The sequence below is a fragment of the Planobispora longispora genome, from assembly GCF_016863135.1.
Taxonomy (GTDB): domain Bacteria; phylum Actinomycetota; class Actinomycetes; order Streptosporangiales; family Streptosporangiaceae; genus Planobispora; species Planobispora longispora.
In genome coordinates, this window is record NZ_BOOH01000028.1 from 69,525 (window position 1) to 82,765 (window position 13,241).

Consider the following 13,241-nt stretch of genomic DNA (forward strand, 5'->3'; position numbering starts at 1 on the left):
GGCTCACCGTACGTAGTGACCGGCGTCACTCCTATGGGGCTGGCCTCCATACCGGGTGGCGCCGCTATGTGGGCGGTCCGCGGCGTTCCGCTCAGCCGCGCAGGCGGTGCAGGCGCAGGGCGAGCTGGATCTCCAGCGCGCGCTCCGGATCCTGCCAGTCGGCCCCCAGGAGCTGGGAGATCCGGTCGAGGCGCTGGGTGACGGTGTTGACGTGGATGTGCAGGGCGTCGGCCGTGCGGGACAACGAGCCGCCCGCGCTGAAGTACGCCGTGAGGGTGCGCACCAGCGCCGTGCCCCTGCGGGTGTCGTAGTCGATCACCGGGCCGAGCGCCGTGCCGAGGAAGGAGCCGATGTCGCGCCCGTCGCCGATGAGCAGCCCGACGAAGCCCAGCTCCGCGGCGCCGGCGCCCTCCCCGGCCCGGTCCAGGGCCAGCAGCGCGTCGGCGCAGCGCCGCGCCTCGCGGTGGGCGGCGGCGACCCCGGCGTGGCCGCGGACCGGGCCGCAGGCGCCCGCCGTGGCCGGCCGGCCGAGGGAGGCGCTCAGCTCGGCCGCGATCCGCTTGGCGAGCGGTCCCGGCCGGTCGCCGGGGAGCAGGAGCACCAGCTCGTCGCCGCGCTGGGTGGCGAGCCCGTGCTCCAGCGTGGCCCGGGAGGAGGCCCAGAACGCGGCGCGCTCGCGCCCTCCCTCGTGGCGGACCACGGTCACCACGTGGTCGCGGTCCAGGTCCACCCCCACCCGCCGGGCCCGCTCGGCCAGCCCGTCCAGCTCGGGATGGGAGATCAGGTCGTCGAGCAGCTCGCCCCGGACCCGGCCCTCCGCCTCGGCCACCGTACGGCGGAACAGCAGCAGCAGCGCGGTGACCAGCGCGGCCCGCTCCAGGATGCGCTGGTCGGTGTCGGCCACCTGGCCCTCGGCCCGCAGCGCGAGCGTGCACAGCGGCTCGGCTCCGACGTCCACCGAGGCGACCAGCAGGTTGTCCTTGCGCACGGTGCGGCCCAGCGCCCGGGACGCCTGCGCGGCGTCCGCGATCATCGCCGCGGTCGCGGCCGGTCCGCGCGGGCCCTCCCCGGGCCGGTGCCGCCGCGCGCCCGCGCCGTCCGGCCCGATCCGCGGCTCCAGGTCGTCCACGTCGCCGGTGATCGGCCGCCCGGTGCCGTCCAGCACCACCAGCGAGCCGCCGAGCACCTCGGTGACCACGGCGGCCACGTCCTCGACCCCGCCGCCGCGCAGCACCAGCCCGGTCATCCGGTCGTGCGCGAGCGCGGCGCGCTCCACCGCCTCGCTGTGCGCGTTGACCTGCCGGTTGGCCTCGCTGAGCTCCTCCAGGGCGTTCCTGGTCTCCTGCAGCAGTCGGGCGTTGTCGATGGCCACCGCCGCGTGGGCGGCCAGCGAGCCGAGCAGCACCACCTCGTCCTGGGTGAACGGCCGCACGCTCCGGTTGGCCGCGAACAGCACCCCGATGACCCGCCCGCCGAGCTTGAGCGGCACGCCGAGGATGGCGACCAGGCCCTCCTCCTTCACCGCGTCGTCGATGTCGGTCATGTGGCGGAAGCGCTCGTCGGCGAAGTAGTCGGCCGTGGCGTACGGCGTGGCGGTCTGGGCCACCAGCCCGCCCAGCCCGGCCCCCATGGCCAGCCGGAGCGCGCGGAACTTGGCCGAGACCGAGCCGTCGGTGACCCTCATCCAGGTGTCGCCGCGGACGGGGTCGTGCAGGGTCATGTAGGCGGCGTCGGTGCCGAGCAGCTGCCGGGCCCGGCGCACGATGGCCTCCAGGACGGCGTCCAGGTCGCGCAGTCCGGCCAGGTCGCCCGCGGTGTCGAACAGCGCCGACAGCTCCGCCTCGCGCCTGGCCCTGCGCCGCAGCAGCTCCCGCACCTTCAGCGCGGTGAGCTTGGCCTCCTCCAGCTCGGCCAGCTTCTGCGGGGACGCCCCGGCGGTCCGGGCGGCCAGGACGGGCCCCTCGAACTCCACCGCCGACGCCTCCCTGGCCAGCAGGTCGAGGAACACCCGTGCGCTCATGTCGTCCATTGTCGGTCCATCACAGACATGCCGGTCAGCGGGCAGGCGGGTCGGCGGCCGGGGACGGTCAGCGGGCGGTCCAGCCGCCGTCCACGGGCAGGGAGACGCCGGTGATGAAGGAGCCGTGCGGGCCGCACAGGTAGGCGACCAGCTCGGCCACCTCCTCGGGCTCGATCAGCCGCTTGATCGCGGCGGGTGCGAGCATGATCCGCTCGACGACCTCGTCGCCGCCGATGCCGTGGGTCTCGGCCTGGGCGTCGATCTGCCGCTCGACCAGCGGGGTGCGGACGTAGGCGGGGCACACGCAGGTGGAGGTGACGCCGTGCGGCGCGCCCTCGAGGGCGATGACCTTCGACAGCCCCTCCAGCGCGTGCTTGGCGGTGACGTACGCGGCCTTGTACGGCGAGGCGCGCAGGCCGTGGATGGAGGAGATGTTCACGATCCGGCCCCACCCCCGCTCGTACATCCCCGGCAGGACCGCGCGCACCAGCAGGAACGGCGCCTCGACCATGACCTTGAGGATCTTGGAGAAGATCTCCGGGGGGAACGCCTCGACCGGCGCCACATGCTGGAACCCGGCGTTGTTCACCACGATGTCCACGCCGTCGAGGAGCTCGCGGGGCAGGGCGTCCAGGAAGCCCGGATCCGACAGGTCCGCGACGGCGGGGGTCCCCGCCACCTCGGCGGCCACCTTCCCGGCCGCCTCGGCGTCCACGTCGACCACCACCACATGCGCGCCCGCGCCGGCCAGCCGGCGCGCGCAGGCGTGCCCGATCCCGCTGCCCGCTCCGGTCACCACGGCCCGTCGCCCCGTCAGGTCAATCATGGTGTGAATCTAGGCAACCATCCGAATCCCCGCCCATGTAGCCGATCGACACAGTGCCCTCACGGATTATGTGTGGCGCGCCCTCACCGCTGCCCGGCGGGGCGTGTCGCGTAGTCGCCGAGGGCGGGTTCCAGCAGGCCGAAGACGGTGACGGCGCGGGCGGCGACGGCGGGGGCGATCTCCTCGGGGCTCTCGCCGTCCAGTGTGCGGTTCAGCACCTCCCGGAAGAGCACGCGAAGCGCCCCGACGAGCTGGACGGCGGCCGCCCGGGGGATGACGTCGTCCGGGGCGGCGCCCGTCTCGGCGGCGAGGACGGCGGCGAGGGCGTCCTCGCGCAGCTCGTGGAGCTCGCGCAGGCGGGCGACCAGCGTGGGGCTGCCGGTGATCATGCGGGCGAACGGGAGTCCGCTGAAGCCGATGACCGGATCGTGCCGCCGCGCCGCGTCGAGGAAGTCCCGCCGGAGCGCGGTCAGGGCCGACTCCCCGGGGAGACGCGCTGTAACGGCGCGGGCCGGACCGGCGGTGAACTCCTCGTGATGATCGAGAGCCAGATCCTCCTTGCGTGGGAAATAGTTGGTGACGGTCATTTTCGCCACCCGGGACGCCGCCGCGATGTCGGCGATGGTCGTACGATCGAAACCGTGTTCGATGAAAAGGCGAGTGGCGTGATCGGAGATCGCCTGGCGGGTCTCCCGCTTCTTGGACTCCCGGAGGCCGATCGTCTGCGTGGTCATGCCTCCACTCTCTCATGGATCCGACCAATTTTTAGGTTCGACATATTTTTTCTTGACAGATTGATGTGTCGGTCATAACTTTAGGTCCGACACAACTTCGTGTGAGGAGACGCTCCTGATCACCACCACCGCGGACTCGGTCAAGGACTACCTCAAGCAGATCGGCACGATCCCGCTGCTCACCGCCGAGCAGGAGGTCGAGCTGGCCCGACGGATGGAGGCGGGCGTCTTCGCCCGGGAGCGGCTGGAGGCCGCCGGCGGGAAACTGCCCCCGGAGACCCGCGCCGAGCTGGAGTGGGTCGCCGCGGACGGCCTGCGCGCCCGGGAGCACATGCTGGAGGCCAACCTCCGGCTGGTCGTCTCGGTCGCCAAGCGCTACACCGGCCGCGGCCTGCTCCTGCAGGACCTGATCCAGGAGGGCAACCTCGGGCTGATCCGCACCGTGGAGAAGTTCGACCACACCCTCGGGTTCAAGTTCTCCACCTACGCCACCTGGTGGATCAAGCAGGCCATCGGCCGGGCCGTGGCCGACCAGGCCCGGACCATCCGGGTCCCGGTCCACATGGTCGAACTGATCAACAGGCTGACCCGCGCCCGGCGGGAGCTCCTGGTCGACCTCGGCCGCGAGCCCACCGTCGAGGAGCTGGCCCGCGCGCTCGACCTGACCCCCGCCAAGGTCGCCGAGGTCCAGGGCTACGACCGCGAGCCCGTCTCGCTGCACACCCCGCTGGGCCAGGAGAGCGACGGCGAGTTCGGCGACCTCATCGAGGACACCGCCGCCGTCACGCCCGACGACGCCGTCACGGCCGACCTCCTGCGCGAGCACCTGCGCTCGGTGCTGGACACCCTCACCGAGCGCGAGGCCGGGGTGGTCGCGCTCCGCTTCGGCCTCGACGACGGGCGGCCCCGGACCCTCGACGAGATCGGGAAGATCTACGGTGTGACACGGGAGCGCATCCGCCAGATCGAGGCCAAGGCCATGTCCAAGCTCCGCCACCCGTCCCGGTCGCGCGCCCTGCGCGGCTACCTCGGCTGACGGCGCGCCCCGCGCCCGAGGCGCTGACGGAGCGTCCCGCGCCCGAGGCGCTGACGGAGCGTCCCACACCCGAGACGACGACCAGACCTTCCCCACCCCCGAGGAGAAACCGTGGACACGAACACTTTGCGGCTGATGGCGGTGCACGCCCACCCCGACGACGAGTCGAGCAAGGGGGCGGCGACGCTGGCCCGTTACGCCGCCGAGGGGGTGGACGTGCTGGTCTGCACCTGCACCGGCGGGGAGCGCGGCGACGTGCTCAACCCGGCCATGGACCGGCCCGGCGTCCTGGAGAACATGGCGGAGATCCGGCGCGGGGAGATGGCCGAGGCCGCCGCGATCCTCGGCGTGGAGCACCGCTGGCTCGGCTTCGTCGACTCGGGCCTGCCCGGGGAGGGGGAGCCGCTGCCGGAGGGCTGCTTCGCCGTCCAGGACCTGGAGGTCGCCGCGGCGCCGCTGGTGGCGGCGGTGCGGGAGTTCCGGCCGCACGTGATCCTCACCTACGACGAGACCGGCGGCTACCCGCATCCCGATCACATCATGACCCACCGGGTGTCCGTCGAGGCGTTCGAGGCGGCGGGCGACCCCGGCCGCTACCCGGACGCCGGCGAGCCGTGGCAGCCGTCGAAGCTCTACTACATGGTCTCGTTCTCCCGGGAGTGGTTCACCGCGATCCACGAGGGGCTCCTCGCCCGGGGGCTGGAGTCGCCGCTGGCGGAGATGATCACGGAAGACTGGTTCGAGGGCATGCCCCAGCTGACCGCGACCACCCGGATCACCTGCGACGACTACTTCGAGACCCGGGACCGGGCGATCAAGGCGCACGCCACCCAGATCGACCCCGAGGGCCCCTGGTTCTCCACGCCGCGCGACGTGGAGCGGGAGATCTGGCCCACCGAGGACTACCAGCTCGCCCGCTCCCACGTCGAGACGGAGCTCCCGGAGACCGACCTGTTCGCCGGACTCCGGAAGCTCCGCGAGCTCAGAGCGTGACCGGGTAGGTCAGGGCCAGCTCGTCGCCCGGGACGCCGCGGATGCCCCAGTTCACCTTGGGCGCCTCCAGGATGACGATCTCCAGATCCTCCGGGGCGAGGCCGAGCGCCTGCCCGGTCCGGTCGAACAGCGTCCGGATCAGATCGCGCTTGGCCTCCTCCGACCGGCCCTCGAAACAGACGATCTCCACGATCAGATAGCGCTCGCTCCGCTGCGGGCAGAGCAGGTCGTCGGCGTCCAGCAGCAGGAAGCGGTGGAACCGCTTGTCCTGGGGGAGCTTCCACACCTCGGCCAGGCAGCCGTGCACGACGTCGGACAGCTCCCGCCGGAGCGGGGCCCACACGTCACGGCGACCGTAGAACTTGATCTGCGTCATGGGGCGAGTCTTCCAGGATTCCCGGCTACGCCGGCGGGCGGGTCATGGAGAGCACGTCGAGCAGGGCGTCGAGCTGCTCCTCGCCGATGGTCCCGTTCGCGACGTGGCCGCGCTCGATGACGACCTGGCGGATGGTCTTCCGCTCGGCCAGCGCCTGCTTGGCGATCTTCGCGGCCTCCTCGTAGCCGACGTGGCGGTTGAGCGGGGTGACGATGGACGGCGACGACTCGGCGTACTCCCACAGCCGGTCGGCGTTGGCCGTGATGCCGTGGACGCAGCGGTCGGCCAGCAGCCGGGAGACGTTGGCGAGCAGCCGTACGGACTCCAGGACGTTGCGCGCCATGACCGGGAGCGCCACGTTGAGCTCGAAGCTGCCCGAGGCCCCGGCGAAGGCGATGGCGGCGTCGTTCCCGACGACCTGGGCGGCGACCATGCACACGGCCTCGGGGATGACCGGGTTGACCTTCCCGGGCATGATCGAGGAGCCGGGCTGCAGGTCGGGGAGGTTGATCTCGCCGAGCCCGGCGCGCGGGCCCGAGCCCATCCAGCGGAGATCGTTCGCGATCTTGTTGAGGGAGACCGCGACGGTCCGGAGCTGGCCGGAGAGCTCCACGACCGCGTCCCGGGCGCCCTGGGCCTCGAAGTGGTCGGGGGCCTCGGTGAACGGGAGCCCGGTGGCCTCGCGGAGCTTCTCGATGACCTTCGGCGCGAAGCCCGGCGGGGTGTTGACGCCGGTGCCGACCGCGGTCCCGCCCAGCGGGAGCTCGGCCAGGCGGGGCAGCGCGCTGCGCACCCGGGCGACGGCGTTGTCGATCTGGGTGGCGTAGCCGCCGAACTCCTGGCCCAGCGTGACCGGGGTGGCGTCCATCAGGTGCGTGCGGCCCGCCTTGACCACCTGCTCGAACTCCATCGACTTCTGGCGCAGCGCGGTGGCCAGGTGCCGCAGGGACGGGATCAGGTGGTAGGTGACCTCGGTGAGGGCGGCGACGTGGATGGAGGTCGGGAACACGTCGTTGGACGACTGGGAGGCGTTGACGTGGTCGTTGGGATGGACCGGCCGGCCCAGCCGCTCCTCGGCCAGCGTGGCGATCACCTCATTGGCGTTCATGTTGGAGGAGGTTCCGGAGCCGGTCTGGAAGACGTCGATCGGGAACTCGCCGTCCCACTCGTTCTCCGCGATGTCGGTGGCGGCCTCGGCGATCGCCTGGGCCAGCTCCTTGTCGAGCACGCCCAGCTCGGAGTTGACCTCGGCGGCCAGCGCCTTGATCAGTCCGAGGGCCGCGATGTGCGGGCTCTCGAGGCCCCGCCCTGAGATCGGGAAGTTCTCGACCGCCCGCTGCGTCTGGGCCCGCCATTTCGCGCTCGCCGGAACGCGCACGTCACCCATCGAGTCATGTTCGATCCGATACTCGCTCATGGACTCAGTCTGCAACGTGCGGGATAAGGGGATCGTTCGGCGGTGAGGTGTCCCCGCCGTCACGTCCGGGCGCGTCCGGAGTCACCGCCCCGGGTTCGGCCCGGTTCGGCCCGGTTCCGCCAGGTGCCGTCCCGGCGTCGGGCCGGGCGCCGGGCGGATGCCGGCGCCCGGACGCTCAGGCGTCGCCCCCGTCCTCCTGCCCGGTGATCCGGAAGGAGGTGAGCACCGCCTCGCGCAGCCCGCTCTGCCCTTCCCACGAGACCTCGGGAACCGCCCAGTAGACGGCGTGGTCGTCCTTCGCGCCGGGGAGGCTCACGAAGCGGGCCAGGACGTGGACGGTGTCGCCGCGGGCGACGTAGGTGAACTCCCAGTCGGCCACCCGCGCCCCGGGGTACGGCGCCGGCTCGACCTCGGTGACGCCGATGCGGCGGTAGCCGGGGAAGGTCCCGGCCTTGGCCGCGGCCTTCTCCGCGGCGGCGACGGCCTTCTCGACGTCGTCGGAGCGGTGCGCGGAGGTGTTCACCCGGATGTAGCGGATGTCGTCGGAGTCGCTGAAGACGACGTCGTCCCCGTCGGCCGCCGTCTTCAGCGCGGCCGGGACGTCGACCGTGAACCCCGAGGGGTCCTGGTGCCGCCGCAGCTCCACCGCGGAGGACGAGTCCGGGACGGCGGAACCCTTCGGCTCGGTGTCGGCGAAGGCCGCGGCCACCAGGATCACGATGATCACCAGTGCGGCGGCCGCCACCCCGAGCAGCACGAGGATCCCGATCCGGACGTTCTTCGGCCGGGCCGGCTTCGCGGTCTGCCCGCCCGTGATGGCGAACAGGTCCGTGCCCAGCCCGGACGGCGGGGCGAACCCGCCGCCGGCCGGTCCCGGCTCCGAGCCCGGCGGGGGACCGGGCTGCTGCCAGGCTCCCTGGAGGCCCGGGGGCCGGCCGGGGAACGGGCCGGGATGCGCGCCGGGGACGGGACCCGGGTAGGGGCCGGGGCCCGGCATGTGACCCGGGTGCGGGCCCGGACCGGGGACCGGCCCGCCGGGGCCGGGGTGACCGGGGTGACCGGGCAGCATGCCGGCCTCGGTGACCTCGTCGTCCGGGGAGCCCCCGGCGGGTCTCGCCGGCTGCGGCGCCGCGTGGGACGGCGGCCGCACGGGGCCGCCCGGCCTGCCGGCCACCAGCGTGCCCGGCTCCCGGGAGACCGGGAACCCCTGCGGAGGCGTCGCGGCGGGGTCGTCGGCCGGGAACCCGGGCCGCGCGCCGCCGGGCGGCTGAGTCCCGGTCGCCGGGGCTCCGGACCGCACGTCGCCGGGCGGGTGGGCCCCGGCCGCGGGGGCTCCGGGGGCGGAGGCGGCGGGCCAGGCCGGGACCGCGGACGGCGCCGCCGCCGGAGGCACGGCGAGACCGGGGGCCTCGGCGGCGTGGGGGAGGCGGAGGCCGTCCTTGGGCCGGGGGATCACTACGGTGCGGTTGGCGTCGAACTCCTCGTCCGCCGTGGGCTCGCCGCCGTTCCCCGAGACGGGGGCGGCGTCGCTCCCGTCCTCCCGCAGGGCCTCCGGGGCGGGGGCGGCCGGGGCCGCGGGCGCCTCAGCGGCTGCGAGAACGGCCGGAGCCGTCGGAACGGGGGCGGGCTCGGGCGCCGCGGAGCGCTCGGGCGCCGTGGGGGTCGCCGGGACCGCCGGGGACTCGGGTGCCCCGGAGGCCGCCGGAGTCGCAGGGGGCTCGGGCGCCGCGGCGGCTGCCGGAGCCGCTGGAGCCGCCGGAGCCGTCGGGGACTCGGACGAGGCGGAGGCGAGGGATCGCGGAGGCTCGGCCCCCGTGGGGGTGTCGGCCACGGCCCGGAGCATGGCGGTGGCCTGGGCGGGCGTGGGCCGCGCCGTGTAGTCCTTCTCCAGGAGCTGCGCGAGCACCGGGCGGAGCGGACCCGCCTGGACCGGCGGGTCGGCGTTCTCCGTCATCAGCGCGGCCAGCGTCTCGGCCACCGAGCCGCGCTCGTAGGCCGGGCGTCCTTCGACCGCGAAGTACAGCGTGGCCCCGAGGGACCAGAGATCCGACTCGGGCCCGGTGTGCTCGCCCCGCGCCCGCTCCGGCGCGGTGTAGCCGGGGGAGCCGATGACCATGCCGGTCTGGGTGAGGCTGGTGTCGCCCTCGGCCTTGGCGATGCCGAAGTCGGTCAGCACGACGCGGCCGTTCTCGGTGATCAGGACGTTGCCGGGCTTCACGTCGCGGTGGAGGACGCCCTGCGCGTGCGCGGCGCGCAGCGCGCCCAGCAGGTCCACCCCGATCTCGGCGACCAGGCGGGGCGGGAGGGGGCCCTCCTCCTCGACCACCTCTTCCAGCGAGCGTGCCTGGACCAGCTCCATGATGATCCACGGACTGCCGTCCTCGAGGATGGCGTCGTGGACGGTGGCGACTGAGGGGTGACTGATGCGGGCGGCCGTACGACCCTCACGGATCATGCGCTCCCGCAGTTCGGCGCGTTGTGCCTCGCTGAGCCCGGGCTCCTGACGGATCTCCTTGATCGCGACCTCGCGGCCCAGGGATCGGTCGTAGGCACGCCAGACCGTACCCATCGTTCCCCGGCCAAGCGGCGTGATCAGCTCGTAGCGGTCAGCGAGCACGCGCGTCTGCTGTTCCGGCATGAGAAAAAGATAGCGATTATTCCTAGAGCACCGCTTTACCCTCGCTTGCGAAGTTCCCTAGGCCATAGGCGACGTGGGAGCATCAGGCGGATAAAAGGTGACATAAATCTCACAAAAGGGCGCGGTGTGGGCCACGGATCGAGTGGCTTGCGGTGCGTCCCCTCGGCGGGCCGGCGGTGCGCGCGCGGCATCGGCACCGGTGTCGGGACGGACGGCGGACCCGGGACCGGGGCCGAACCCGCGCGGTGCAAGCCCCGATGCTGCGGCCGGCGGCCGAACGGCGGGAACGAGGGCACCCCGATCGCCGTGGCGTTGCGGACGGCCTTGCCCGCCGCGCGGGCGAGCGGCTCCTCGGCCGACCCTCCGGCCGCCACCCGGGCCAGCATCAGCGAGGCGCGGACCGCGTCCAGCCGGGTGGCCGGGTCGATCGAGAGCAGACCCTGGAGCACGGGGGCGAGCGGCCCCGCCTTCTCCATGGGGATCGGTTCGCCGCTGGTCAGCGCGGCCAGCGCGGCGGCGGCCGTACGGCGCCCGTGCAGGCCGCGGCCCTCGACGGCGGTGTAGAGGGTCGCCCCGAGCGACCACAGGTCGGCCGCCGGGCTCGCCTTGGAGCCGAGCACCCGTTCGGGCGCGATGTATCCGGCCGAGCCGAGGACGATGCCCGCCTGGGTGATCGACACCTCGCCCTCCAGCGCGGCGAGGCCGAAGTCGGTGAGGATCGCCCGCTCCTCGGTCACCAGGACGTTGCTGGGCTTCACGTCGCGGTGGAGGATGCCCTTGGCGTGCACGGCCCGGAGCGCGCCCAGCACCTGCCGCCCGATCTCGGCCGTCCGGCGGGGCGGCAGCGGGCCCTCCTCCTTGATGAGCTGCTCCAGGGACCTGCCGCGGAGCAGCTCCATGACGATCCACGGGCGGTCGTCCTCGGTGACGACGTCGAAGACGGTGATCACTGACGGATGCGCGACCATCGTGGTCGCCCGCCCCTCGCGCTCGGTCCTGGCGCACAGCTCGGCCCGCAGCTCCTCGTCGAGGACGAGGGGCAGCCGGACCTCCTTGACCGCGACCTCGCCTCCGAGCAGCTCGTCGTGCGCTCGCCAAACGGTGCCCATGCCGCCGCGCCCGACCGGCTCCACGAGCCGATAGCGCGCGGCAAGTAGGTATCCGGACGGCGCACGCATGAGGGGCAGCTTACCTATTCGCGCAATGCGACCAGTAGAGACAGGCCCGAAGTTTCTTTCCTAATGTGGTCAGATTTTCTGTCTTGTAACTGTGGGGACGCGTTCCGTCACATCGGACGCCGTGGCCGCCGAGACCTGCGATCTCCGGTCCGGGGATCCGTCCCGGGAACGGCGCTCCGGGCGCGGCGGCCGTCCGGCGCCGGGGTCAGCGGCGGCCGATGGACAGCACCGGGCCGGTGGTGTCCTGGAAGAAGTCGTCGCCCTTGTCGTCGACCACGATGAAGGCCGGGAAGTCCTCGACCTCGATCTTCCAGACGGCCTCCATGCCGAGCTCCGGATACTCCAGGACCTCGACCTTCTTGATGCAGTCCTGGGCCAGGCGGGCGGCCGGGCCGCCGATCGAGCCGAGGTAGAAGCCGCCGTACTTCTGGCAGGCCTCGGTGACCTGCTTGGACCGGTTGCCCTTGGCGAGCATCACCATGGAGCCGCCCGCGGCCTGGAAGCGCTCGACGTAGGAGTCCATCCGGCCGGCGGTGGTCGGGCCGAAGGAGCCGGAGGCGTATCCCTCGGGGGTCTTGGCGGGGCCGGCGTAGTAGACGGCGTGGTCCTTCAGGTACTGCGGCATCTCGCCGCCCGCGTCGAGCAGCTCGCCGATCTTGGCGTGCGCGATGTCGCGGGCGACGACCAGCGGGCCGGTCAGCGACAGGCGGGTCTTGACCGGGTACTTCGTCAGCTCGGCGAGGATCTCCGGCATCGGCCGGTTGAGGTCGATCTTCACGACGTCGTCCGACAGGTGCTCGTCGGTGGTCTCCGGCAGGAAGCGCGCCGGGTCGGTCTCCAGCCGCTCCAGGAAGATCCCCTCCGGAGTGATCTTCGCCAGGGCCTGGCGGTCGGCGCTGCAGGAGACCGCGATGGCCACCGGGCAGGAGGCGCCGTGCCGGGGCAGGCGGATCACGCGGACGTCGTGGCAGAAGTACTTGCCGCCGAACTGGGCGCCGATGCCGAGCTTCTGGGTGAGCTCGAAGACCTTGGCCTCCAGCTCGGTGTCGCGGAAGCCGTGACCGCTCGGGGAGCCCTCGGTGGGGATGGAGTCCAGGTAGCGGGCGCTGGCGTACTTCGCCGTCTTCAGGGCGTACTCGGCGGAGGTGCCGCCCACCACGATCGCCAGGTGGTACGGCGGGCAGGCCGCGGTGCCCAGGGAGCGGATCTTCTCCTCCAGGAAGGCCAGCATGCGCTTCTCGTTGAGGACCGCCTTGGTCTCCTGGTACAGGAACGACTTGTTGGCGCTGCCGCCGCCCTTGGCCATGAACAGCAGCTTGTACTCGTCCGGGTGGCCGTGCGGGTCCTCGGCGTACAGCTCGATCTGGGCGGGGAGGTTGGAGCCGGTGTTCTTCTCCTCCCACATGGTGATCGGGGCCATCTGGGAGTAGCGCAGGTTGAGCTTGGTGTAGGCGTCGTACACGCCGCGCGAGAGGTGCTCGGCGTCGGCGCCGTCGGTGAGCACGTGCCGGCCGCGCTTGCCCATCACGATCGCGGTGCCGGTGTCCTGGCACATGGGGAGCACGCCGCCGGCCGAGATCGAGGCGTTCTTCAGCAGGTCGAGGGCGACGAACCGGTCGTTGCCGCTGGACTCCGGGTCGTCGATGATCTTCCGGAGCTGGGCGAGGTGCGACGACCGGAGATAGTGGGAGATGTCGTGGATCGCCGTCTCGGTGAGCAGGCGCAGCGCCTCGGGCTCGACCTCCAGGAACCGGCGGCCCGCGGCCTCGACGACACGCACCCCCTCGCTGCTGATCAGACGGTATTCCGTCTCATCCGATCCCAGCGGGAGCAGGTCGGTGTAGTCGAATTCGGGCATCGTCGTTGATCCTCCGTGCCGGGGGTCTTCTCCGGATCCTCGCCGTTCTCCGGATCCTCATAGAGGGTACGGCCTCCCGCCGGCCGTTCCGGAGCCCCCCGCCACGGGACCCCCCGATCGCCGCCGGAGAAATGGCGAAGCCTTTGCCGGGGTTTGGCCGGAGAA

At 72.7% G+C, this 13,241-nt stretch carries 9 protein-coding genes and 1 pseudogene; 2 read left to right on the plus strand and 8 right to left on the minus strand.

What is annotated here, in order from left to right:
- Positions 1–91 precede the first annotated feature (91 nt).
- The 3 genes from Plo01_RS18515 to Plo01_RS18525 all read right to left on the minus strand — a co-directional run bounded on the left by Plo01_RS18515 (position 92) and on the right by Plo01_RS18525 (position 3,580).
- Positions 92–2,020 carry a helix-turn-helix domain-containing protein gene (locus Plo01_RS18515; RefSeq protein WP_239316604.1) on the minus strand — a complete coding sequence of 643 codons (1,929 nt, stop codon included), beginning with the start codon at positions 2,018–2,020 and terminating at the stop codon, positions 92–94.
- A gap of 67 nt (positions 2,021–2,087) precedes the next feature.
- Positions 2,088–2,846, minus strand: a complete 759-nt coding sequence (locus Plo01_RS18520; protein WP_203891877.1) for a 3-hydroxybutyrate dehydrogenase — start codon at positions 2,844–2,846, stop codon at positions 2,088–2,090.
- 83 nt (positions 2,847–2,929) lie between these two features.
- Entirely contained in the window at positions 2,930–3,580 is a 651-nt protein-coding gene (locus Plo01_RS18525) for a TetR/AcrR family transcriptional regulator (protein ID WP_203891878.1), read from the minus strand.
- An 88-nt stretch (positions 3,581–3,668) separates the two neighbouring features.
- Here Plo01_RS18525 and Plo01_RS18530 point away from each other — a divergent pair.
- A pseudogene (locus tag Plo01_RS18530) lies at positions 3,669–4,616 on the plus strand (RNA polymerase sigma factor); the annotation flags it as partial.
- A 135-nt stretch (positions 4,617–4,751) separates the two neighbouring features.
- The gene (gene mca, locus Plo01_RS18535; RefSeq protein WP_203891922.1) at positions 4,752–5,609 is read left to right on the plus strand and encodes a mycothiol conjugate amidase Mca; all 858 of its coding nucleotides are present in this window, start codon (positions 4,752–4,754) and stop codon (positions 5,607–5,609) included.
- Here mca and Plo01_RS18540 read toward each other — a convergent pair.
- The 5 genes from Plo01_RS18540 to Plo01_RS18560 all read right to left on the minus strand — a co-directional run bounded on the left by Plo01_RS18540 (position 5,599) and on the right by Plo01_RS18560 (position 13,076).
- The gene (locus Plo01_RS18540) at positions 5,599–5,985 is read right to left on the minus strand and encodes a tautomerase family protein (protein WP_203891879.1); all 387 of its coding nucleotides are present in this window, start codon (positions 5,983–5,985) and stop codon (positions 5,599–5,601) included. The genes mca and Plo01_RS18540 overlap by 11 nt on opposite strands.
- 25 nt (positions 5,986–6,010) lie before the next feature.
- Entirely contained in the window at positions 6,011–7,402 is a 1,392-nt protein-coding gene (locus Plo01_RS18545) for a class II fumarate hydratase (RefSeq protein WP_203891880.1), read from the minus strand.
- 175 nt (positions 7,403–7,577) lie between these two features.
- Positions 7,578–10,040 (minus strand): serine/threonine-protein kinase, encoded by a 2,463-nt coding sequence (locus tag Plo01_RS41005; RefSeq protein ID WP_203891881.1) that lies wholly within the window; start codon positions 10,038–10,040, stop codon positions 7,578–7,580.
- Positions 10,041–10,075: 35 nt separating this feature from the next.
- Positions 10,076–11,218 carry a serine/threonine-protein kinase gene (locus Plo01_RS18555; protein WP_203891882.1) on the minus strand — a complete coding sequence of 381 codons (1,143 nt, stop codon included), beginning with the start codon at positions 11,216–11,218 and terminating at the stop codon, positions 10,076–10,078.
- Positions 11,219–11,423: 205 nt separating this feature from the next.
- Positions 11,424–13,076 carry a fumarate hydratase gene (locus tag Plo01_RS18560; RefSeq protein ID WP_203891883.1) on the minus strand — a complete coding sequence of 551 codons (1,653 nt, stop codon included), beginning with the start codon at positions 13,074–13,076 and terminating at the stop codon, positions 11,424–11,426.
- Positions 13,077–13,241: the final 165 nt, after the last annotated feature.

Excerpts from the sequence above, each read along its gene's own strand:
- Plo01_RS18545 (WP_203891880.1), bottom strand. The coding sequence starts at position 7,402 with ATGAGCGAGTATCGGATCGAACATGACTCGATGGGTGACGTGCGCGTT.
- Plo01_RS18515 (WP_239316604.1), bottom strand. The coding sequence starts at position 2,020 with ATGAGCGCACGGGTGTTCCTCGACCTGCTGGCCAGGGAGGCGTCGGCG.
- mca (WP_203891922.1), top strand. The coding sequence starts at position 4,752 with ATGGCGGTGCACGCCCACCCCGACGACGAGTCGAGCAAGGGGGCGGCG.
- Plo01_RS18520 (WP_203891877.1), bottom strand. The coding sequence starts at position 2,846 with ATGATTGACCTGACGGGGCGACGGGCCGTGGTGACCGGAGCGGGCAGC.
- Plo01_RS18540 (WP_203891879.1), bottom strand. The coding sequence starts at position 5,985 with ATGACGCAGATCAAGTTCTACGGTCGCCGTGACGTGTGGGCCCCGCTC.
- Plo01_RS41005 (WP_203891881.1), bottom strand. The coding sequence starts at position 10,040 with ATGCCGGAACAGCAGACGCGCGTGCTCGCTGACCGCTACGAGCTGATC.
- Plo01_RS18525 (WP_203891878.1), bottom strand. The coding sequence starts at position 3,580 with ATGACCACGCAGACGATCGGCCTCCGGGAGTCCAAGAAGCGGGAGACC.
- Plo01_RS18555 (WP_203891882.1), bottom strand. The coding sequence starts at position 11,218 with ATGCGTGCGCCGTCCGGATACCTACTTGCCGCGCGCTATCGGCTCGTG.
- Plo01_RS18560 (WP_203891883.1), bottom strand. The coding sequence starts at position 13,076 with ATGCCCGAATTCGACTACACCGACCTGCTCCCGCTGGGATCGGATGAG.